This window comes from Krasilnikovia sp. M28-CT-15 (assembly GCF_047159595.1).
Taxonomy (GTDB): Bacteria; Actinomycetota; Actinomycetes; order Mycobacteriales; family Micromonosporaceae; genus Actinoplanes.
In genome coordinates this window covers 6,423,475-6,443,886 of sequence record NZ_BAAGAK010000001.1, presented here as the reverse complement: position 1 = coordinate 6,443,886, position 20,412 = coordinate 6,423,475, and the positions used below count along the sequence as shown (strand labels likewise).

The 20,412-nt window shown below is 72.4% G+C and carries 18 protein-coding genes; 12 read left to right on the top strand and 6 right to left on the bottom strand.

Annotated elements, in window-relative coordinates:
• Positions 1-69 precede the first annotated feature (69 nt).
• Both ACMCNO_RS29470 and ACMCNO_RS29465 read left to right on the top strand, forming a co-directional pair.
• Entirely contained in the window at positions 70-3,378 is a 3,309-nt protein-coding gene (locus tag ACMCNO_RS29470; RefSeq protein ID WP_412752693.1) for an efflux RND transporter permease subunit, read from the top strand.
• Between the two features lie 52 nt (positions 3,379-3,430).
• A complete protein-coding gene (locus tag ACMCNO_RS29465; protein WP_412752692.1) occupies positions 3,431-4,684 on the top strand; it encodes an MFS transporter in 1,254 nt (417 codons plus the stop codon).
• A gap of 51 nt (positions 4,685-4,735) precedes the next feature.
• Here the strand turns inward: ACMCNO_RS29465 and ACMCNO_RS29460 are convergent, their stop codons facing one another.
• Positions 4,736-5,143 carry a hypothetical protein gene (locus ACMCNO_RS29460; RefSeq protein WP_412752691.1) on the bottom strand — a complete coding sequence of 136 codons (408 nt, stop codon included), beginning with the start codon at positions 5,141-5,143 and terminating at the stop codon, positions 4,736-4,738.
• 82 nt (positions 5,144-5,225) lie between these two features.
• Between ACMCNO_RS29460 and thrB the strand changes: the two genes are divergently transcribed.
• The 3 genes from thrB to ACMCNO_RS29445 all read left to right on the top strand — a co-directional run bounded on the left by thrB (position 5,226) and on the right by ACMCNO_RS29445 (position 9,991).
• A complete protein-coding gene (gene thrB / locus ACMCNO_RS29455; RefSeq protein WP_412752690.1) occupies positions 5,226-6,170 on the top strand; it encodes a homoserine kinase in 945 nt (314 codons plus the stop codon).
• A gap of 296 nt (positions 6,171-6,466) precedes the next feature.
• Positions 6,467-8,566: a transcription termination factor Rho gene (rho, locus tag ACMCNO_RS29450; protein ID WP_412752689.1), complete on the top strand. Its 2,100-nt coding sequence runs from the start codon at positions 6,467-6,469 to the stop codon at positions 8,564-8,566.
• A gap of 222 nt (positions 8,567-8,788) precedes the next feature.
• The gene (locus ACMCNO_RS29445) at positions 8,789-9,991 is read left to right on the top strand and encodes a nitric oxide synthase oxygenase (RefSeq protein ID WP_412752688.1); all 1,203 of its coding nucleotides are present in this window, start codon (positions 8,789-8,791) and stop codon (positions 9,989-9,991) included.
• 11 nt (positions 9,992-10,002) lie between these two features.
• On the opposite strand, the gene ACMCNO_RS29440 is transcribed toward ACMCNO_RS29445, so the two are convergent.
• Genes ACMCNO_RS29440 through ACMCNO_RS29430 form a run of 3 tightly spaced genes read right to left on the bottom strand, consistent with a single transcriptional unit; the run spans position 10,003 to position 12,594 of the window.
• The gene (locus ACMCNO_RS29440; RefSeq protein ID WP_412752687.1) at positions 10,003-10,620 is read right to left on the bottom strand and encodes an RNA ligase family protein; all 618 of its coding nucleotides are present in this window, start codon (positions 10,618-10,620) and stop codon (positions 10,003-10,005) included.
• A gap of 3 nt (positions 10,621-10,623) precedes the next feature.
• Positions 10,624-11,520: an AAA family ATPase gene (locus tag ACMCNO_RS29435; protein WP_412752686.1), complete on the bottom strand. Its 897-nt coding sequence runs from the start codon at positions 11,518-11,520 to the stop codon at positions 10,624-10,626.
• Positions 11,521-11,523: 3 nt separating this feature from the next.
• Positions 11,524-12,594: an RNA ligase gene (locus ACMCNO_RS29430; RefSeq protein WP_412752685.1), complete on the bottom strand. Its 1,071-nt coding sequence runs from the start codon at positions 12,592-12,594 to the stop codon at positions 11,524-11,526.
• Between the two features lie 142 nt (positions 12,595-12,736).
• Between ACMCNO_RS29430 and ACMCNO_RS29425 the strand changes: the two genes are divergently transcribed.
• The 4 genes from ACMCNO_RS29425 (at position 12,737) to prfA (ending at position 14,925) form a co-directional block, all read left to right on the top strand.
• On the top strand, positions 12,737-12,946 hold the full coding sequence (locus ACMCNO_RS29425; protein ID WP_412752684.1) for a hypothetical protein: 210 nt from the start codon (positions 12,737-12,739) through the stop codon (positions 12,944-12,946).
• Complete coding sequence (locus ACMCNO_RS29420; protein ID WP_412752683.1) at positions 12,943-13,326, top strand: type II toxin-antitoxin system death-on-curing family toxin; 384 nt, start codon at positions 12,943-12,945, stop codon at positions 13,324-13,326. The genes ACMCNO_RS29425 and ACMCNO_RS29420 overlap by 4 nt, the downstream gene beginning before the upstream one ends.
• A gap of 201 nt (positions 13,327-13,527) precedes the next feature.
• Positions 13,528-13,752, top strand: coding sequence for a 50S ribosomal protein L31 (rpmE, locus tag ACMCNO_RS29415; protein WP_412752682.1), 225 nt, complete (start codon positions 13,528-13,530; stop codon positions 13,750-13,752).
• Positions 13,753-13,833: 81 nt separating this feature from the next.
• The gene (gene prfA, locus ACMCNO_RS29410; protein ID WP_412752681.1) at positions 13,834-14,925 is read left to right on the top strand and encodes a peptide chain release factor 1; all 1,092 of its coding nucleotides are present in this window, start codon (positions 13,834-13,836) and stop codon (positions 14,923-14,925) included.
• Here the strand turns inward: prfA and ACMCNO_RS29405 are convergent.
• Entirely contained in the window at positions 14,909-16,267 is a 1,359-nt protein-coding gene (locus ACMCNO_RS29405; RefSeq protein WP_412752680.1) for a PQQ-binding-like beta-propeller repeat protein, read from the bottom strand. The two genes, prfA and ACMCNO_RS29405, sit on opposite strands and share 17 nt — an antisense overlap.
• A 4-nt stretch (positions 16,268-16,271) precedes the next feature.
• Positions 16,272-17,777: a diguanylate cyclase domain-containing protein gene (locus ACMCNO_RS29400; protein WP_412752679.1), complete on the bottom strand. Its 1,506-nt coding sequence runs from the start codon at positions 17,775-17,777 to the stop codon at positions 16,272-16,274.
• Between the two features lie 79 nt (positions 17,778-17,856).
• On the opposite strand from ACMCNO_RS29400, the gene prmC reads away from it, so the two are divergent.
• The 3 genes from prmC to ACMCNO_RS29385 are packed head-to-tail and all read left to right on the top strand — an operon-like array spanning position 17,857 to position 20,410.
• Positions 17,857-18,768, top strand: a complete 912-nt coding sequence (gene prmC / locus ACMCNO_RS29395) for a peptide chain release factor N(5)-glutamine methyltransferase (protein WP_412752678.1) — start codon at positions 17,857-17,859, stop codon at positions 18,766-18,768.
• Positions 18,768-19,424 (top strand): L-threonylcarbamoyladenylate synthase, encoded by a 657-nt coding sequence (locus ACMCNO_RS29390; RefSeq protein ID WP_412753853.1) that lies wholly within the window; start codon positions 18,768-18,770, stop codon positions 19,422-19,424. The genes prmC and ACMCNO_RS29390 overlap by 1 nt, the downstream gene beginning before the upstream one ends.
• Positions 19,421-20,410 carry an L-threonylcarbamoyladenylate synthase gene (locus tag ACMCNO_RS29385; protein WP_412752677.1) on the top strand — a complete coding sequence of 330 codons (990 nt, stop codon included), beginning with the start codon at positions 19,421-19,423 and terminating at the stop codon, positions 20,408-20,410. The genes ACMCNO_RS29390 and ACMCNO_RS29385 overlap by 4 nt, the downstream gene beginning before the upstream one ends.
• Positions 20,411-20,412 lie beyond the last annotated feature (2 nt).

Genomic DNA, 20,412 nt, shown 5'->3' with positions numbered 1-20,412 from the left:
TCCCCGCCGAAAATCGTTTGTTCGCGTCGGGCAAACTATATGCATTGGCCGAACCTTTTCGGGGGAACCATGTCCTTGCTGACCCGGCTCAGCCTTGCCAACCGCGTCCTCGTAGCGCTGGTCGCCCTCGTGGTCACCGGCTTCGGTGTGTACGCCATCCCGTCGCTCAAGCAGCAGCTGCTGCCCTCGCTGGAGTTTCCGGGCGCGTTCATCGGCGCCACCCTGCCCGGCGCCAGCCCGGAGATCATCGAGGAGCAGGTCACCCGGCCCATCGAGGACGCCGTCAAGGGCGCCGACGGTCTGGAGAGTCTCACCTCCACCACCCGCCAGGGCTCGGCCACCATCCAGGTCATGTTCGCGTTCGGCACCGACCTGGACAGCGCGATCAACCAGCTCACGACGTCTGTCAACCGGATCCAGCCCACGCTGCCCGCCGGCGTCGAACCGACCATCTTCGCGGGCAGCACGGACGACATTCCCGCGATCGTGCTGGCCGCCTCCGGCGGCACGAACCAGGCCGCCCTGGCGAACCGCCTGAACTCCGACGTCGTCCCGGAGCTCAATGCCATCGAGGGCGTCCGTACGGTGAATGTCACCGGCGGCCGCCAGCAGCAGGTCGTCATCACCCCGAACCAGGCCAAGATGGCCGCCGCCGGAGTCAACCCGGCGTCGCTGGTCACGATCCTGCAGGCCAACGGCGTCTCCGTGCCGGCCGGTGCGGTCACCGACGCCAGCCGCTCGCTGAGCGTCCAGGTCGGCACCCCGATCACGTCGGTGGACCAGCTCCGCAACCTCTACCTCACCGGCAGCCGTGGCCCGGTCAAGCTCGGTGACGTCGCCACGGTCGAGAGCACGCTGGCCACGGCCACCTCGTACACCCGCACCGACGGGGTCGACAGCCTCGGCATCGAGGTCACCGCGGCGCCCGACGGCAACCCCGTGCTGATCTCCGACGAGGTCCGGGCCAAACTCGACGACCTGGAGAAGAACTCCGGGGCGAAGCTCACCGTCATCAGCGACCAGGCCCCGTTCGTCGAGAAGTCCATCAAGAGCCTCACCACCGAGGGCCTGCTCGGCCTGTTCATGGCGGTCATCGTCATCCTGGTCTTCCTGCTCTCCGTGCGTTCCACGCTGGTCACCGCGGTCTCCATCCCGCTGTCCGTGCTGGTCGCGCTGATCGCACTGTGGGTCGGCGACTACTCGCTCAACCTGCTCACCCTCGGGGCGCTGACCATCGCGGTGGGCCGGGTCGTGGACGACTCGATCGTCGTACTGGAGAACATCAAACGACATCTGGGGTACGGCGAGCAGAAGGTGCACGCCATCACCACGGCGGTGAAGGAGGTCGCCGGGGCGGTGACCGCCTCCACGTTGACCACGGTCGCGGTGTTCGCGCCGATCGCCCTGGTCGGCGGGTTCGTGGGGCAGCTGTTCGCGCCGTTCGCCATCACGGTCACGGTCGCGCTGCTGGCCTCGCTGCTGGTGTCGCTGACCATCATCCCGGTGTTCGCGTACTGGTTCCTGCGCCCGGCGGGGGGCGGCAACGAGTCCCCCGAGGTGCGCCAGGCCGCCGAGGAGAAGGAGAAGCGCAGCCCGCTGCAGCGCACGTACCTGCCGGTGATCCGCTTCGCCACCCACCGGCGGTGGACCACCGTCCTCATCGGCGTGCTGATCCTCGTGGGCACGCTGGGGCTGGGCTCGAAGCTGGAGACGAACTTCATCGACGAGTCCGGCCAGGACACCATCATGATCAGCCAGCAGCTGCCCGCGGGCACCAGCCTGGCGGCCACCGACGCGGCGGCCCGGCAGGTCGAGGCCGTGCTGGAGCAGCGCGCGGACGTCGAGACCTACCAGGTGACGGTCGGCAACGGGACCTTCAACCCGTTCGCGGGTGCCTCCGACGCCAGCGGTGCGAACTTCATCGTGCGACTCGACCCGGACGCCGACGCCGAGGTGGTCTCCGATGAGCTGCGGACGAAGCTCGACGGCATGTCCGGCATCGGGGAGATCACCGTCGGCGGCGACAGCGGCTCCGGCTTCAACGCCAATCAGCTGTCCGTGATCGTCAAGGCCACCGACCCGGCCGTGCTGGCCACCGCGACCGAGCAGGTGCGGCAGGCGATGGCGGCCACCCCGGGGGTCACCGACGTCGGCACCAACCTCGCGGCCAGCGTGCCGCGGCTCGACGTCACGGTCGACCGGGCGGCCGCCGCCCGGGCCGGGCTCACCGAGGCCGAGATCGCCCGTACCGTGGCCGGTGCGTTCCGCCCGGCGCCCGCCGGGCAGATCACGGTCGACAGCGCGACCCAGAACGTCGTGATCTCCCTGGGTACGCCGCCCACGAGCGCCGACGCGCTGCGCAAGCTGCCGCTGCCCACCGCCAAGGGCGTCGTGCAGCTGGACAGCGTCGCGGACGTCAAGGAGGCCTCCGGTCCCGAGGAGGTCACCCGGATCGACGGGAACCGCAGTGCCACGGTCACCGGCACGGCCACCGGCTCCGACGTCGGTGCGACGACCCGGGAGCTGACCAAGAAGCTGGACGCGCTGACCCTGCCTTCGGGTGCGTCGAAGGAGATCGGCGGTGTCAGCGAGCAGCAGGCGGACGCGTTCGCCGACCTCGGCCTCGCCGTGCTGGCGGCCATCGCGATCGTCTTCATCATCATGGTGGCGACGCTGCGCAGCCTCGTGCAGCCGTTGATCCTGCTGGTGTCGATCCCGTTCGCGGCCACCGGCGCCATCATCCTGCTGCTGATCACCGGTACGCCGCTGGGCGTGCCCGCCCTGATCGGCGTACTCATGCTCGTGGGCATCGTGGTCACCAACGCCATCGTGCTGATGGACCTCGTCAACCATTACCGCCACGCGGGCATGGGAGTGCAGGAAGCGGTGATCGAGGGTGGCCGGCACCGGCTGCGGCCGATCCTGATGACCGCCATCGCCACCATCTTCGCGCTGCTGCCGATGGCGCTGGGCCTGACCGGGGAGGGTGCGTTCATCTCCCAGCCGCTGGCCATCGTGGTCATCGGTGGCCTGGTCAGCTCCACGTTGCTGACGCTGGTGCTGGTGCCGACGCTGTACACGATGGTCGAGAACCGCAAGGAGCGGTCGCGGGCCAAGCGGGAACAGCGGCGGCTGCGCAAGGCGGGCGGAGACGCTCCGCGGCACGCCGCCGACGAATCCGCCCCGGACCGGGGTGCGCAGACGCCGGACTCCCGCGGTGGGGCGCACGAGGCCCCCGAGCCGGTGCACTCCGAGGCGACCCCGTCCGAAGCGGCCCGGCCGGCGGACGCCCCCCAGCCCGGGGGTGCGCTGCGCGGGTACACGGACCAGTTCGAGGTGCTGAAGATGCCGCGCCGCCCGGAGGCGCCGCCCGCCTGACCGTACCCACCGGCCGCGCTCCTTCCGGGGCGCGGCCGGTAGGTTCGCGAACGTGGCCAGTTCGCTGTCGGTCCTTACCCGCAACCGGGACTTCCGCCGCCTGTTCGGCGCCGAGCTTGTCGTGTTCGGCTCCGACTGGTTCGTCATGGTGCCCCTGCTCGTGCTGCTCCCGCAGCTCACGGGCAGCGGGGTGTGGGGCGCGCTCGTGCTGGCCGCCGACACGGGGATCAACGCGCTGTTGCTGCCGTACACCGGGACCGTCGCCGACCGGATCGACCGGCGGGTCATCCTGGTGGCCGCCAACCTGGCCGCGCTCGCCGCGACCCTGCTGCTGTTCGCGGTCCGCTCCGCGGCGACCGCCCCGCTGGCCCTGGTCGCCGTGGGGGCGGTGGCGGTCGCCAAGGCGTTCTACTCGCCCGCGGCGTCCGCGGCGCTGCCCAACGTCGTCGACCCTGACGACCTGGCCGCCGCCAACGCGGTCGCCGGATCCGCCTGGGGCACGATGACCATCGTCGGTGCCTCGCTCGGGGGTGTGTTCAGCACCCTGTTCGGCCCGTACGTGAGCTTCGCCGTGGCCGTCGTGAGCCTGGCGCTGGCGGCGTTGCTGACCGCGCTGATCCGCCGCCCGCTGCAGGCCGCGCGCGCGGCCGGGCCGCCGCCGCGGGCCTGGCCCGCGCTGGTCGAGGCACTGCGCTACATCGGCGCCCGGCCGCGGATCCGGGCCCTGGTCACGGTGAAGTCCGCGGTGGGCCTCGGAAACGGGGTCCTCACGGTGTTTCCGCTGCTGGCCGTGCTGTACGGCGCCGGCCCGCTGGGCACCGGCCTGCTGTTCGCGGTACGCGGCGCGGGCGCGCTGGTCGGTCCGCTGCTGATGCGCCGGGTGCTGGGCCACCGCAGCTGGCTGCTGCCCGGCCTGGCCCTGTCGATGAGCCTGTACGGACTCGGCTACCTCGGCGTGTCCGTGGCGCCGTGGTTCTGGCTGGTGCTGGTGTTGGTGTTCGTCGCGCACTTCGCGGGCGGCACGAACTGGGTGCTGTCCAACTACGCGCTGCAGGGCGAGGTGCCGGACCGGCTGCGCGGCCGGGTATTCGCCACGGACATGATGCTGGCGACGCTGGCCATCGCGGTGAGCCAGCTGGGCGCGGCCGTGGTGGTCGACCAGGTCAGCGAGCAGGCGATCCTCGCCGGTTGCGGCCTGATCACCCTGACGTACGCGCTCGGCTGGCGCGTCGCCACCCGCCGGCTCTCGCTGAGCCCGGCCCCGACGGCGGAACTGACGGACGGGCCGGGCAGGACGGGCAGCTGACGGCCGGGCCTGTTTCCACGGCGCAGGTGATGGACCGTTCCTCCTGGCCGGTCAGCTGACCCGGGTGTAGGGGTCCGGTGGCGGCTCGGCGACGGGCCTGCCGAGCCCGTCCCCGGCGGCCTCCGCGCCACCCTGGCCGCTTCGGGCGATCACCGCGGCCACCAGCAGGCCGATGCCGGTCGCCCCGGCCACGCTCAGCACCATCCCGACACCGAATGAGGCCACGCCGTACTGCGTGGGGGTCAGGTAGGACTGCCCCAGCAGGACGGGGAACAAGGCGGACCAGACCATCTCCAGCGCCATGACGAGCGCCAGCACCCCGAGACCGGCCCGGGCCAGCGTGGTGGTGCGGTGGCCCAAACGGGCACGGTGCGCCGCCAGTCGGGCGAACCCGAACACCAGAACGGCCAGCAGCGGCACGTGTCCGACGACGACGTTGAAGAGGAACATGGCGTTCATGGCGCCCGACCGTAGTGGGTGGCGGCGACATTCCGGCGCGTGCGGGTCATCGGCGTCGATGATCACCACCTAGGCTGGAGCGATGGTACCGACCTTCGTCTCCGAGCCGGTGCGGGTACGCACGCCGGCGACCAGCGCCAACCTGGGCCCGGGCTTCGACGCGCTGGGTCTCGCGCTCGGTCTGCACGACGATCTGAGCGCAACCGTGACCGGCGACACATTCACGGTCACGGTCACCGGCGAAGGCGCGGGCGAGCTGCCCACCGACGAACGGCACCTGGTGGTCCGCGCGATGCTGGCCGCGTTCGACGAGCTGGGTGCGCGCCCCGCCGGGGTGGCGGTGCACTGCGTCAACCGCATTCCCCAGGCGCGCGGCCTGGGCTCGTCGTCCGCCGCGATCGTGGGCGGTGTGCTGCTGGCTCGCGCCCTGGTCACGGACGGTGCCGACCGGCTGGACGACGCAGCGGCGCTGCGGGTGGCGGCGCGGCTGGAGGGCCACCCGGACAACGTGGCGCCCTGCCTGCTCGGCGGTTTCACGATCGCCTGGACAGAGGCGGCCGGAGCCCGGGCGGTGCGGCTGGAGACCGCCGAGGGCGTATGTCCGACGGTTTTCGTGCCGGCCGAACGCGGGCTGACCGCGACGGCGCGGGCCGCGCTGCCGCCGCAGGTTCCGCACGCGGACGCCGCGTTCAACGCCGCCCGCTCGGCGCTGCTGGTGCACGCGCTGACCGCGGCGCCGGAGCTGCTCTTCCCGGCCACCGAGGACCGGCTTCACCAGGGCTTTCGTGCACCGGCGATGCCGGGTACGGCGTCGCTGGTCGCCGGGCTGCGGGCCGCCGGGGTGGCGGCGGTGGTGAGCGGCGCCGGGCCCAGCGTGCTGGCGCTGACCCCGGTGCCGGAGGACTTCCATCCCGGCTCGGCGTGGCGCGCCGAGACGCTGGGCGTGGATGGCGGCGGTGCTCTTGCCAGAGGGGGTATGGTGGAACACGCCGAGCGGGGCCCTGTTGCCGCAGGTCGCACGAGTTGACTACGCTCAAGACCTAGCACAGCCGCGAAGCAAGCGATCTCTGCGGTTCGGCGCGCACCCCCGAGGCTGTCGGCGATCTTGCCGGTCTCATTTCTCATCAAGGCACACGTCGAGCAGCAGTCTCCAGATCGGTGCACTCGCCGAGACCTACCCGTCACCGTTCGACGGGTCGGGACACCGTCGAGCTGCCGTGCTGCAAAACTCCCGCGCCGCTCACGCGAAGCGGGTTCCGAGGGCACCCGGCCACCAGGCTGCAGACCCGGGTGGTCTTGGCTTTTTTCGACGGAAGGAATCCATTGAGCGACACCACCGACGTGACGTCGGGTGTTTCTGACGTCGCTGACGACGCCACCAGCACCACGGTCACCGCTCGTCGCCGCCGCGGCGGCACGGGGCTGTCCGCGATGCTGCTGCCCGAGCTGCAGAGCCTCGCCGCCTCCCTCGGCATCTCCGGCACCGCCCGCATGCGCAAAGGCGAGCTGATCGCTGCCATCACGGAGCGCCAGGGCAGCGGGGCCGCCCAGAGTGGGGCCGCCCAGAGCGGGGCCGCCCAGAGTGGGGCCGCCCAGACTGGGGCCGCCCAGACTGGGGCCGCCCAGACTGGGGGCACCGCGGCCGCGGGCACCCAGGGCGGTGCCACGCCCCGCCAGCGGGCCACGAACGGGGCCAAGACCGCCGAGGCCCCGGCGGAGCGTTCCGAGCAGCGCCCGGCCGCTTCCGGCGGCGCTGAGCCTGCGGCCACCGCGGCGACCCGGCAGGCCGAGTCCCAGCCGGCCGCCGCCGCTGCCAAGACCGCGACCGCCCAGTCTGCGTCCGCCCAGTCTGCGACCGCTCAGTCTGCGACTGCTCAGTCCGCGACCGCTCAGTCCGCGACCGCCCAGCCCGCGACGGCGGAGCCCGCCACCGAGGGTGACGGGGGCCGGCGGCGCCGCGAGTCCGGCTCCGGCGGCGACCAGGGCGGCCGCGAGCCCGCGCAGACCGACGGCCGTGCCGAGGGCGAGCGTGGGGACCGGGGCGACCGGCCCGAGCGCGAGCCGCGCAACCGTGACCGCCAGCGCAACCAGCGGGGCGAGGGTAACGAGCGGGGCGAGCGTGGCCCGCGCAACGAGTCCCACGACTCCGACGAGGATAACGAGGGTGGCGAGGGCGGACGGCGTAGCCGCCGCAGCCGCTTCCGCGACCGGCGGCGGGGTCGCGGCGACCGGGACTCCGGCGAGGGCCAGCGTGACGGCGGCCGCGAGCCGCACGTCGCCGAGGACGACGTCCTCGTGCCGGTGGCGGGCATCCTCGACGTGCTGGACAACTACGCGTTCGTCCGCACCACCGGATACCTGTCCGGCCCGAACGACGTGTACGTGTCGATGTCGCAGGTCAAGAAGCACGGGCTGCGCCGCGGCGACGCGGTGACCGGCGCGGTGCGCGCGACCGCCCGCGAGGGCGACGCGCAACGCCGGGACAAGTACAACCCGCTCGTGCGGCTGGACACCATCAACGGCATGGAGCCGGAGGAGGCCCGGCGGCGGCCCGAGTTCTACAAGCTCACGCCGCTGTACCCGCAGGAACGCCTGCGCCTCGAGACCGAGCCGCACATCCTCACCACCCGGGTCATCGACCTGGTCATGCCGATCGGCAAGGGTCAGCGCGCGCTGATCGTCTCGCCGCCGAAGGCCGGTAAGACGATGGTGCTGCAGGCGCTCGCGAACGCGATCACCCGCAACAACCCCGAGTGCCACCTCATGGTTGTGCTGGTCGACGAGCGGCCCGAAGAGGTCACGGACATGCAGCGCTCGGTCAAGGGCGAGGTCATCGCCGCGACGTTCGACCGGCCGCCGTCCGACCACACCACGGTCGCGGAGCTGGCCATCGAGCGGGCCAAGCGCCTGGTGGAGCTGGGCCACGACGTGGTCGTGCTGCTCGACTCGGTGACCCGTCTCGGGCGGTCGTACAACCTGGCGGCGCCGGCCAGCGGCCGGATCATGTCCGGTGGTATCGACTCGACCGCGTTGTACCCGCCGAAGCGGTTCCTCGGCGCGGCCCGCAACATCGAGAACGGCGGCTCGCTGACCATCCTGGCGACCGCGCTGGTCGAGACCGGCTCGATGATGGACACGGTGATCTTCGAGGAGTTCAAGGGCACGGGTAACGCCGAGCTGAAGCTCGACCGCAAGATCGCGGACAAGCGGACGTTCCCGGCGGTCGACGTGTCGGCCTCGGGCACCCGCAAGGAGGAGATCCTGCTGGGCAAGGAGGAGCTGGCCATCGTGCACAAGCTCCGCAAGGTCTTCTCCTCGCTGGAATCCTCGGCCGCTCTGGACCTGTTGCTCGACCGGCTCAAGCAGACCCGGACGAACATCGAGTTCCTCATGCAGATCGCGAAGTCGACCCCGGGCGAGTAGCCGGGCTGGACACAAGGGAGCGGTCACCCCGACGGGGTGGCCGCTCCCTTCGCGTAACAGGCTTGTCGATTGCGTGACACATCAACGTCGCACAGGCTGTCTGACGCCGTCGCCCCTGCTGCAAGTTGCACGTCCCGTTCGCGGCAAAAGGATGGAATCCTGTCCTGTTCAGCGGTCCGTCCTACGTGCGAACCTCCCGGAGTTGATTCGTGGGAGGCGCCGATGAACGTGCCCGGCTACCGGGACCAACCAACCGATGCGTGGGACCGGATCGCGCCCGTCGACCCGAGCGAGGCCGAGGACTTCCTGCGCCGCTGCTACACCGAGAACCCGCGACTGGGCCCGGTGGAACCCCGCCTGGCCGTCGTGCGCGCCCAGATCGCGGCCACCGGCAGCTACGTGCACACCACGGACGAGCTGACGTACGGGGCGAAGATGGCGTGGCGCAACGCCAGCCGGTGCATCGGACGGCTGTACTGGCGCAGCCTGGCCGTGCTGGACCGCCGTCGCGCCCGTACCGCCGACGAGATCTTCTCCCTGCTGGTGGCTCATCTCCAGTTCGCCGGAGGCGCCGGGCGAGGCACGGAACCGCAGAAGGTGCCCGGCGCGATCCGGCCGGTGATCAGCGTCTTCGCCGCCGCACAGCCGGGCCAGCCGTACGCCCGGGTGTGGAACGAACAGCTCATCCGGTACGCCGGATACCGCCAGCGGGACGGCGGCTGCGTCGGCGACCCGCGGCAGGCCGGCTTCACCGCCGCGATGCAGGGCTTCGGCTGGCACGGCAAGGGTGAGGCGTTCGACGTGCTGCCGCTGGCGATCGAGACCCCCGCCGAGGGGGTCCGCCTGTACGAGCTGCCCGATCGTGCCGTGCTGGAAGTGCCGCTGTCCCACCCCGAGTACGGCTGGTTCGCGGAGCTGGGGCTGCGCTGGCACGCCGTCCCCGCGATCGCCAACATGCGGCTCACCGTCGGCGGGGTGCAGTACCCGCTGGCCCCGTTCAACGGCTGGTACATGAGCACGGAGGTCGGCGCCCGCAACCTCGCCGACGCGGACCGGTACGACCTGCTGCCCACGGTGGCGGACCGGATCGGCCTCGACGTCAGCCGGGAGTCGACGCTGTGGCGCGACCGGGCGCTGGTGGAACTCAACCGGGCCGTGCTGTTCTCGTTCGAGCGGGCCGGGGTCAAGATGAGTGACCACCACACCGAGTCGGCCCGATTCGTGGCGCATCTGCGCAACGAGGAAAAGGCCGGCAGGGCGGTGCCCGCGGACTGGACGTGGATCGTGCCGCCCATGTCCGGCGCGCTCACCCCGGTCTTCCACCGCTACTACGCCGAGATGGATCTGCGACCCGCGTTCTATCTCGACGAGGAGGCGGCGTCGCTGGCCCGCGACGGCACCCGCGGCTGCCCGCACGCGAGCTGAGCGGGATCGGGTCAGGCGAAGCCGTTGACCGCGAAGTCGTCGCGGTGCCGCCACGACGCCTCGGTGCGCACGTGGTCCGCCCGTACCCATTTGAGGACCTTGACGTCGAACTCGGCGGCGGGGATGCGGCCCGCGCTGCGCACCACGAAGCCCTCCGAGGTGTCGGGGTCGCGCATGCCCGCCCACGCTGCCCGGGCCTCGCGCAGGCTGCCCCCGCGGTACAGCACCGGCACCACGGGCAGTTCCAGGCGCTGCGCCCAGTCCACAGTGTCGTCCCAGCCCAGCAGCGTGTCCGTCTCGTCCCAGATGCCGAAGACGATGAACACCCCCGGCAGATCCGTGTACGCAATGCTGCGCCGCGCCCACATCGACTCCCCGCACACCCGCCAGTGGTCCGGAATGCGGTGCGAGGTCATCGCCCACAACGCCTTCGCGGGCCGGTCCCACGGATGGGTGCCGGAGTCCGGTGAGCGGGCGTACATGGCGTCGCGCGTGAAGGTGAGGTTTCCCCCGTCCAGCTTCTCCGTCACCACCAGCTCACCGTCCAACCAGGACAGATCCTCCTGGATCCGGTCGTCGGTGGTGGCACCCGGGGAATCGGGCAGGTGGAAGGTCCGCGGGTACTTCACAACTCAGAAGTCTCCCTCGGCCACCTGGAACACCGTCAGGCCCAGCTCCCGCCACATGCGGACCACCTGCTGCCGGTCGTCGAAGACGCCGACCACCCGCCAGCGGTCCCGGATCTCGGTGTCGAAGATCTCGCGCTTGACGAGCGAGTCCTTGCGGTTGTCGCCTTCCGGCCGCATGAACAGCGCCTCGTACGGCACTCCCACGTACAGCGCCAGCCACGCCTCGGTCTCCGCCCGGCACACCGCGTCGCGGCCGGAGCAGAAGACGATCGCGTTGCCCGCGGCATGCATCGCCCGGACGGCCGCGATGACCGCCTCGTTCGGCATGTCCTCACCGACCCGGCTCCAGTCGAACGGGCTGCGCCCGTCCATCAGCGCGACCGTGCCGTCGATGTCGACCAGCACCACCGGTGGCAGGGTGCCGTCCGGCTCGTACACGACGCCGGGGCCGCCGCGCTCCACGAAGGGCACCGGAAGCGGCAGGTTGCGCCCGGCCAGGTAGCGCTTGTGCATCCGGCGGATGGCGTCCTCGCCCACCCGGTCCTGCTCGTCACGGACCCCGTCGCGGCGGATGCACTCGTCCAGCGGCACATCGGTGAAGTCGTGCACCTCGAACGACGCGTTGAAGCGGGCGGCCAGTTCCGCCCACTCCTTCACGGTCTTGCCCCGCAGGTTCGTGTCGTCGACGACCACGTCGGCCCGGGCGCGCAACAGTGCCTCCACGGCCGCGCGCTGGGCGTGGGTGACCTGCGCCTCCGCGGTCTGGGTGAACAGCCGCGCGCCGTGCAGCATCCGCCGCAGGTCGTCCCGGTTCACCCGGACGACCTGCGGCTGCAGCTTGCGCGCGAACGTGGTCTTGCCGGAGGCGGGCAGCCCCCGGGTGATCAGCAGCCTCGTCATTTCTCACTCACTCGCGTCGTGCGGAGTCCGGTCGCCGGCCGGGCGGACCGCCTGCCACAGGCCCGGACGGTAGTCCTTGCCGTCGAGGCGCAGGAACAGGGCGCCGCGGTGCGGGCTGCGCACCGCCTGCGCCGCGAACTCGCGCCGCGACCAGCCCGGCGGCAGGTCCGCGACGATCCGCGCGTACTCGGCCTCGACCTCGGCGATGAGCGCGTCCACCGCGGCGGTCAGCTCGGCCGCCACGTCGCGCACCCACGCGTGGAACTCGTCCGGCAGCGGCTCGGTCAGCGCGTCGAGGCCGTCGCCCGCCGCCAGCACCTCCCAGACGGTACGCGGGGTCAGGCCGGTGACCAGGCGGTGCAGCCGGACGTACTCGTCGTACTTGATCTTCACGCGCTCGTCGGTGTCCGTGAGGTGCACGACCAGGCCCTCGCGGCCCGCCCGCGGCGGCGCCGCCAGGGCCTCCGCCAGGGTCGCGTAGCCGAACGTGTCCACCACCGGGCCGGGCCAGCCCGGCACCGCGGCCGGGCCGCGGGTGCGGCCGGTCGCGATCTCGACCGCGCCGAGCAGGATCAGGTCGTTCAGGCCGCCGTAGTCGATCACGATCCGGTTCTCCGGGTACACGATCTCGACCAGTACGGTCAGGCCGTCCGGCGGCGTGAAGCCCGGGTACCGGCTGCGCAGCAGCGTGGTGGCGTGCTTCGCCTGGTCCGAGGCGAACGAGCCACGGGTGGCGACCGCCAGCGAATCGCCGTCGCGGAAGATCACGCCGAGGCTTCCGTCGGCCTTGTCCGTCACGGCCACCGGGGCGTCCGCGCGCAGCGCCGGGGCGTGCGACTCGGTGTGGTTGAAGAACTTCGGGAACGGCCGGGCCAGCACCCGCCCGGTCGACTCGTCCACCACCAGGCCGCGGCAGGCCAGGGTCACCGGGGTCCAGGCGCCGGAGTACTGGCAGACCTCGGTGTAGTTGTAGATCACGTACGGACGCTCCGGGTGGCGCTGCATCCGCACGTGTCCGTTACCGACCGCGGTGGCCAGTTCGGCCAGGTCGAGAACGTCACCGAGCAGCGTCATGACGGGGGTCCTTCCGGGGAGGTCACCGCAGGGGGTGCGGTGAGGGCCGCTCACGTTAGCGGCGGCCACCGGGCTTACGCCTCCGGTTTTCGATCAAGAAGTTTCCCCGACCGCGTGGTACTGGATTGGTACCGTGGTGGCCATGGCGATGAACTTCCGGCCCAGCGAGGATCTGGCTGAGCGGCTGCGAACCCAGGCCGCGACCGAGCAGACCAGCGTGCAGAACCTTCTGGTGAAGGCCGCCGAGGAATACCTGGCCCGGAACACCAAGAAGGCGATGATCAAGCGTGAGGTGGAGCTGGTCAAGACCAACTTCGCCGACGCACTGCGGCGCCTCGGCGAGGGTGCATGATCTACCTCGACGAGGAGGACCTGGCCGACATTGCGGCCGCGGTGCTCCAACCGGATCCGGTCGTGATCCGCGATATCGGACTGCTGTCCATGGCAGCCCACCGGCCCCGGACCGAAGTGTTCGGCCACGAGCCGTACCCGACCCTTGCGCAGAAGGCGGCGGCGCTGCTGGTGTCGGTCTGCCAGAACCACCCGCTTCAGGACGGCAACAAGCGGCTGGCCCTGGCGGCGGGCTGGGTCTTCTGCGGTCTCAACTCCGGACGCCAACCCGACCTGACGAACGAACAGGCGTACGAACTCGTCATGGCCGTTGCCAAGGGTGAAGTGGACGTGCCGGAGGTGGCGGCGGTGCTCCGGGACGCCGCGATCCCGGACAGCTGATCGGGAATGGCGAGGGGGAGTGCGGCGTTGCGCAGGGCGGACCGGCGGATGCCTCCTGATTTCTGATCAACCCGGGCGGCATGGCACACTGGTTCATCGGCCAGCAGTAGGTTCCGGTTCACGCCCGAGCCGCGTCGCCCATCGGGGCGGGCGGTGCCGACGGCGACCCGGCGACCTCACCATCGAGAGGGACCGACAGACATGAAGAGCGGCATCCACCCGGAGTACAAGGCGACCGAGGTCGTCTGCTCCTGCGGTAACACCTTCACGACCGGCAGCACCGTCAAGAGCGGCGAGATCCGCGTCGAGACCTGCAGCGCCTGCCACCCGTTCTACACGGGCAAGCAGCGTGTGCTGGACACCGCGGGCCGGGTCGCGAAGTTCCAGGCCAAGTACGCCAAGGTCAACGCGGGCAAGAAGAAGTAGCTTCGCCGACGGCGCCCGCCCCGGGGGATCCGGGGCCGGGCGCCGTTCGCATGTGTGCGGACCTGCGTGGGGAGAGAACGCGTGAGCAACGACCGGCTGACCACCCTGCTCGAGGAGTACGCCGAGCTGGAGAAGCGGATGGAGGACCCCGCCATCCACGCCGACCAGGCCCTGGTGCGCCGGGTCGGGCGCCGCTTCGCCGAACTGGCCCCGCTGCACGCCGCCCACACCGAGCTGGAGGCGGCCCGCGCCGACCTCGTGGCTGCCCGGGAACTCGCCGCCGAGGACCCCACGTTCGCCGGGGAGGCCGACGCGGTGGCGGCGACGCTGCCCGCCCTGGAGGAGCGGCTCGGCGAGATGCTCATCCCGCGCGACCCGCACGACGCCAAGGACGTCATCCTGGAGATCAAAGCGGGCGAGGGCGGTCAGGAGTCCGCCCTGTTCGCGGGCGACCTGCTGCGCATGTACACCCGGTACGCCGAGCGCCGCGGCTGGGTCGTCGAGGTCATCGACGCCCAGGAGTCCGACCTGGGCGGTGTCAAGGACGTCTCCGTGGCGGTGAAGACCAAGGGGATGCCCGAGGGCGGCCACGGGGTCTGGGCCCGCCTGAAGTGGGAGGGCGGGGTGCACCGGGTCCAGCGGGTGCCGGTCACCGAGTCGCAGGGGCGCATCCACACCTCCGCCGCCGGGGTGCTCGTGCTGCCCGAGGCCGAGGACGTCGACGTGCAGATCGACGCGGGCGACATCCGGGTCGACGTGTTCCGTTCCTCCGGGCCCGGCGGGCAGTCCGTCAACACCACCGACTCGGCCGTACGCATCACCCACCTGCCCACCGGCATCGTGGTGAGCTGCCAGAACGAGAAGAGCCAGCTACAGAACCGCGAGCAGGCCATGCGGATCCTGCGCGCCCGACTGCTGGCCGCGGCGCAGGAGGAGGCCGACGCGGCCGCCTCGGACGCGCGCAAGGCGCAGGTGCGCACGGTGGACCGCTCGGAGCGCATCCGCACGTACAACTTTCCGCAGAACCGGATCACGGACCACCGGATCGGCTACACCGCGTACAACCTGGACCTGGCTCTGGGCGGGGAACTGGACGGGGTGCTGGACGCGCTGGCCGAGGCCGACCGGGCCGCCCGCCTCGCGGGGGAGTCGGAACTCAGCCGACGGCAGTGACCGTTAGTCGATCATGGGTCGTGTGGCAGACGAGCAGATCCGGCACCGCCACGCAGCCGTAGTCGGAGACCCCGTCCATCGTGCCGAGAATGAACGTCTCCCCGGTACGCAGGTCCACCCGGCCCACCGTGGTCCGGCCGCCGACGGTCACCGCGGGGCGAGTCGTCAGCATCTGCGTGCCCGAAGCGTCCGCCACGGGTTGGTCGTCAAGGCGCGCGATCCTCCGGCCGGTGGCCGCGTCCAGGATCGTGTACCTCGCGCCGTCGATGTTTTCCAGCTCCAGCATGTCGTCGCCGATCGGACGGGTGGCGTTGCTGAACGGTGCGCGCCAGCGTTCGAGCCCGGTGTCCCAGTCGCGGGCGACGAGGGCGTCGCCGGTGCTCATGCACCACACCGGCCCGCAGCCGTACGCGTACCCGGCATCGGGCTGGTCGACGTGCCACCGCTGCGCCAGCGGCTGCCCGCCGTACCCGGTGACGGTCACGCCGGTGTTGGTGGCCTGCAGGACGGTCAGCTGCTGGCCATGCCACTCCAGGTTGACGTACCTGTCGCCGGGTGAGCCGGAAGGGCGTTCCGCGATCGTCCCGCCGCCCAGCTCCGCGCCGTCGCTGAGCCGCAGCAGGCGCACCTGCCCGGCGTTGGTGACCGTGGCGACCCGGTCGGGCCGCTGCGGGTCGGAGCCGATCGTGGTGACCTGCTGGGCGCCCGGGGTGTCCCGGCGCCACAGCTCCCGGCCGTCGCGGGTGCCGACCAGACGCACCCGGGACACCTCGGCGGAGCCGTCGGCATGGTCCGCCAGCAGCACCTGGTCGCCTCCGGCCGGCAGATAGGCGAGGCTGGCCGCGGCGACGTCACCCGGCGCCCGCCACAGCCGCGCGCCGGTGATCGCGTCGACCGCCTCGGTCTGCGTGAAGAAGCTCTGCGTGAACCCGCCGTCCGGCGCGGTCACGCTGTGCTCCTCGCTGGGCAGCAGCACGACGGTGGACCCGGGCGTCGCGATCAGGTACGGCACCGGGTGAGCCAGCTCGCGGGACCAGCGTTGCGTACCTCGGGCGAGGTCGTACCCGGTGAGCCGTTGGGTCGCGCCGCCGCTCAGCACCACCACGGTGTCCCGGGCCACCGCGAACATGTCGCCCTGGAAGAAGAGGGTGTCCCACTGCGCCCGCAGGCCACGGGGCGCGGGCAGGTGGTCCGACGCCGTCGTGGTGACCAGGCACAACGCGGCCAGCAGCGCCGCGGTCAGGCGGCGCAGATGGCGTCGGCCCCACTGCGCCGGACGCAGCGGCTGCTCCGGCAGCTCGTCGCCGCCGGAGCCCACGTATCCGAGCTCGATGACTGCCATGCGCTCAGGCCGGCTTCCGGTGTCCGGCCGCGGCGGCCAGCGCGGCGGTCAGGGTACGGCCGTGCGTGCCGACCTCGGACCAGCCCGCGGCCACCCCGATCGGGGTGCCCGGCACCAGTGCCTGCCAGTTCTCGGCGGCGGCGGCGCTGGCGATCCGCCGGGACACCTCGGAGGCCTGGGTGTGCCCCGCGCCCGGCAGCACGATCACGAACTCGTCGCCCGCGAACCGGGCCACGAAGTCGCCCCGGCGCATCACTCGGATCAGCACCGCCGCGATGCGTTGCAGCACCAGGTCGCCGGTGTGCCGGCCGTGCCGCGCGTTGACCTCGGTGAAGCCGATCAGGTCGCAGACGCCGACCGCGGCACGTTCGCCGCGGGCCAGCATCGCGGCGACGTAGCGTTCCAGCTGGCGGCGGTTCGGCAGGCCGGTGAGCGGGTCGGTGAGCGTCTCGTCGCCGTACCGGCCGATGTCACGCTGGGTCTCCTGGGCGTCCAGGCGGGTGGCGACCCCGTCCAGGAAGCCGTCGCGGAGCCGGTCGATGCGCTGGGCGGCGAGGCGGAACGCGTACCGGTCGGCGTGGTGGGCGGCGGCGTGGTCCCCGGCCGAGGCGTGGCAGATGCTGCGCAGCCGGGCGGGTTCGGCGGGCCCGAGGATCTCCGGGGAGACCGGCACGGCGTCGAGCCGGCGCAGCGCCTCGGCCGGACGTTGCGCCGCGATGTGCAGGCACACCCCGCCGAGGTGCTGCAGGTCCCGGGAGCGGACGCTGTCGCCGCCGTCGGCCAGCAGGGCGGTGACGTCCGCCTCGGTGGACTCGCCGAGCGCGGCGCGGCGGGCCAGCGCGTACCCGTAGACGGTTTTGCTGCTGGGCCGCAGCCGGGCGTCCGCGCCCGTGGCCACGTAGCGGGCCAGCTCCGCGTCGATGTCGCGCAGCACCCGCAGGCAGCCGTCGGTGTCGCCCTGGTGGTCGAGGGAGACCGCGTTGCGCAGCCGGATGCCGGGCGCGGCGAACAGCTCGCTGGCCATGCCGGACGCCGCGCCCACCTGCCGGGCCTGCTCGATGGCGGTCAGCGCATGGCCGTGAAAACCCAGATACGAGTACGCCATGGCCAGGTCGTGCCAGCCCCACGCGGTCTCCGCGTCCCCTTCCGGCACGGCCGCCAGCGACCGGGACGCCTGCACCAGGTGGGTGACCCCCCGGTCCAGGTTGCCCTGCAGGTATGCGCCGAGTGCCGCGTACGCGTGCATCAGGCCGCGCAGGTACGGGTCGGGGGCCTCGCGTACCGCACTGGACGCGGCGGTCATCGCCGGGCCCAGTTCAGCGACCCGCCCCAGGTTGATGAGCGCGCCGAAGCGCTGTACCAGCGCGTACGCCCGTGTCGTGGGGTCGGCCGATGCGTCGAGGACCCGGTCGAGCAGTGGCAGGGCCTCGGCCGACCGGCCACCCTGCTGCAACTGCCCCGCCTTGCGAAGCTCCTCGACGTTGTCTGCGAGCCGGTCCAACCAACTCACCGGCGGCCCTCCCCGGCATACAGTGCCGAATCGGCGACCCGGCCGGCCACCGTCACATTCGACGTTGAATGATTATGCCGTGACGCCCGCCCACGAACACCCCTCGGTGGCGACAGAACGGGTGCGGCTCGTTCCAGCCCTGGCCGCGGCCACCGCTGAGCTGGCCGCCGCCGGGGTGGAATCGCCGCGGGTCGATGCGGAGCTGCTGGCCGCCCACGTGCTCGGGGTGGGCCGGGGTCGCCTGGTGCTGATCGACACGGTCCGCGCCGAGGAGCTGGACCGTTTCCGGGAACTGGTGGCCCGGCGTACCCGGCGGGAACCGTTGCAGCACCTGCTGGGCACGGCCGCCTTCCGGCACCTGGAGCTGGCCGTGGGCCCGGGGGTGTTCGTGCCCCGGCCCGAGACGGAGCTGCTGGCGGGCTGGGGGGTCGCCCGCGCCGCGCCGGGGGCCGTCGTGGTGGACCTGTGCAGCGGCACGGGCGCGATCGCGTTGTCGGTGGCGGACGAGGCGCGTCCCGGGCGGGTGCTGGCGGTGGAGCGGTCGCCGCAGGCGCTGACCTACCTGCGGCGCAACGCGGCGGGGTCTTCGGTGGTCGAGGTGGTCGAGGGGGACGTCACCGATCCGGGGCTGCTGGCGGAGTTGAGCGGGACCGTGGACGTGGTGCTGTGCAACCCGCCGTACGTTCCGCTCGGCACGGCCGTGCCCCCCGAGGTGGCCGAACACGACCCGGAGGAGGCGGTGTTCGGCGGCGCCGACGGGCTGGCGGTGATCCGCCCGGTGGTGGACCTGGCCGCGCGGCTGCTGCGGCCGGGCGGGGCGCTCGGCATCGAGCACGACGACGTGCACGGGGACGCGGTGCCGGGGCTGCTGCGCGCGGACGGCAGGTTCGCCGGCGTCCAGGCCCACCGTGACCTGGCGGGGCGGCCCCGCTACACCACCGCGGAGCGCGGTGAGGACGGTCCGGGCGGCATGGCAGACTGCTCCCCGTGATGCTCTACGACTGCCGCACGGTCGCGGAACGCGACCGGGGGGTCGCCGCGGCCATCGAGGCGGCCCGCAGCGGGGAACTGGTCGTGCTGCCCACCGACACCGTGTACGGCATCGGCGCGGACGCGTTCACCACCCACGCCGTCGAGGCGCTGCACACCGCCCGCCACGCGGAGCGCCGCGTGCCGCCGCCCGTGCTGGTCGGCTCCCGGCACACCCTCGAGGGCCTGGTCTACTCGGTGCCGAAGGCGGCGCGGGAGCTGGCCGACGCGTTCTGGCCCGGCGCGCTGACCATCCTGGTGGAGCACTCGCCCAGCCTGCAGTGGGATCTGGGTGACACCGGCGGCGTGGTCGGGGTGCGGATGCCGCTGCACCCGGTGGCCCTGGAGGTGCTGCGCGAGGTCGGCCCGATGGCGGTGACCACCGCGAACCGGGTCGGCGGCCCGGCGCCGCGGACCGCCCAGGAGGCCCGCGAGCAGCTGGAGTACGCCGTACGGATCTATCTGGAAGCGGGCCCGCCGCACGACCCGGCGCCGAGCACGATCGTCGACGTCACCGGCGACGTGCCGCGGGTACTGCGCGAGGGTGCGGTGCCGTTCGGCAAGCTCCGCGACGTCGTGCCGGACATCCTGCCGGCGGAGGCGTCGGAGCCCGCATGATCGTCGCACCGGACGACGCCGGGATCCGGCGCGCCGTGCGGCTGCTGCGCGCGGGTTCCGTGGTCGCCTTCCCCACCGAGACCGTGTACGGGCTGGGCGCCGACGCCACCTCCGCCGACGCGATCGCCGAGATCTACCGCCTCAAGCAGCGGCCCTCGTGGAACCCGCTGATCGTGCACGTCGCCGACGTGGCCCAGGCCCGGGCACTGGCGCGACGCTGGCCCGCGGTGGCGGAGGAGCTGGCCGACCGGTTCTGGCCGGGGCCGCTGACCGTGGTGGTGGAGCGGGCCGCCGGGCTGCCCGGCGATCTGGACACGGTCGCGCTGCGGATCCCCGCCCACCCGGTGGCGCTGCGGCTGCTGCGGGAGTCCGGGCTGGCCCTGGCCGCGCCCAGCGCGAACCGGTCGGAGAGCATCTCCCCGACCACCGCCCAGCATGTACTGGCCAGCCTGCCGGAGGTGCCGCTGGTGCTGGACGGCGGCCCGGCCGCCTGCGGCATCGAGTCCACGGTCGTCGACCTGACGGTGTCCCCGCCGCGGCTGCTGCGCCCGGGTGCCCTGGGCCTGCGAGCGCTGCGCGAGGTGACTGGGCCGCTGACGCTGCCTGGCGGCGTCGTTTCCGGCGCCGTCGCGGGCCAGGACGACGCCCGGCCCGACGACGGGACGGTGGTGGCGGACGGGGTGGCGCGGCCGTCGCCCGGGATGAGCCGGAGACACTACGCGCCGCGCGCCCGGCTGATCCTCGCCGAGGACGTGAGTGCGGTGCCGCGCGCCGGGCTCGCCGGACCGGTCGCGGTGCTCACGTATGAGGGGCGCGGTTCCGGCGACGAGGTGCTGTCGGCCGACCCCGGCGAATACGCGGCGGACCTGTACGCCGCGCTGCACCGCCTCGATGACGCGCGGGCCGGAACGATTCTGGTGCAGGCCCCGCCGGACACCGAGGACTGGCTGGCGATCCGGGACCGGCTGGGACGGGCGGCAGCCTGAGG

Coding starts and splice junctions, on each gene's coding strand:
- ACMCNO_RS29470 (WP_412752693.1), top strand. CDS start 70: ATGTCCTTGCTGACCCGGCTCAGCCTTGCCAACCGCGTCCTCGTAGCG.
- ACMCNO_RS29460 (WP_412752691.1), bottom strand. CDS start 5,143: ATGAACGCCATGTTCCTCTTCAACGTCGTCGTCGGACACGTGCCGCTG.
- thrB (WP_412752690.1), top strand. CDS start 5,226: ATGGTACCGACCTTCGTCTCCGAGCCGGTGCGGGTACGCACGCCGGCG.
- ACMCNO_RS29445 (WP_412752688.1), top strand. CDS start 8,789: ATGAACGTGCCCGGCTACCGGGACCAACCAACCGATGCGTGGGACCGG.
- ACMCNO_RS29435 (WP_412752686.1), bottom strand. CDS start 11,520: ATGACGAGGCTGCTGATCACCCGGGGGCTGCCCGCCTCCGGCAAGACC.
- ACMCNO_RS29430 (WP_412752685.1), bottom strand. CDS start 12,594: ATGACGCTGCTCGGTGACGTTCTCGACCTGGCCGAACTGGCCACCGCG.
- ACMCNO_RS29425 (WP_412752684.1), top strand. CDS start 12,737: ATGGCGATGAACTTCCGGCCCAGCGAGGATCTGGCTGAGCGGCTGCGA.
- ACMCNO_RS29420 (WP_412752683.1), top strand. CDS start 12,943: ATGATCTACCTCGACGAGGAGGACCTGGCCGACATTGCGGCCGCGGTG.
- rpmE (WP_412752682.1), top strand. CDS start 13,528: ATGAAGAGCGGCATCCACCCGGAGTACAAGGCGACCGAGGTCGTCTGC.
- ACMCNO_RS29405 (WP_412752680.1), bottom strand. CDS start 16,267: ATGGCAGTCATCGAGCTCGGATACGTGGGCTCCGGCGGCGACGAGCTG.
- ACMCNO_RS29390 (WP_412753853.1), top strand. CDS start 18,768: ATGCTCTACGACTGCCGCACGGTCGCGGAACGCGACCGGGGGGTCGCC.
- ACMCNO_RS29385 (WP_412752677.1), top strand. CDS start 19,421: ATGATCGTCGCACCGGACGACGCCGGGATCCGGCGCGCCGTGCGGCTG.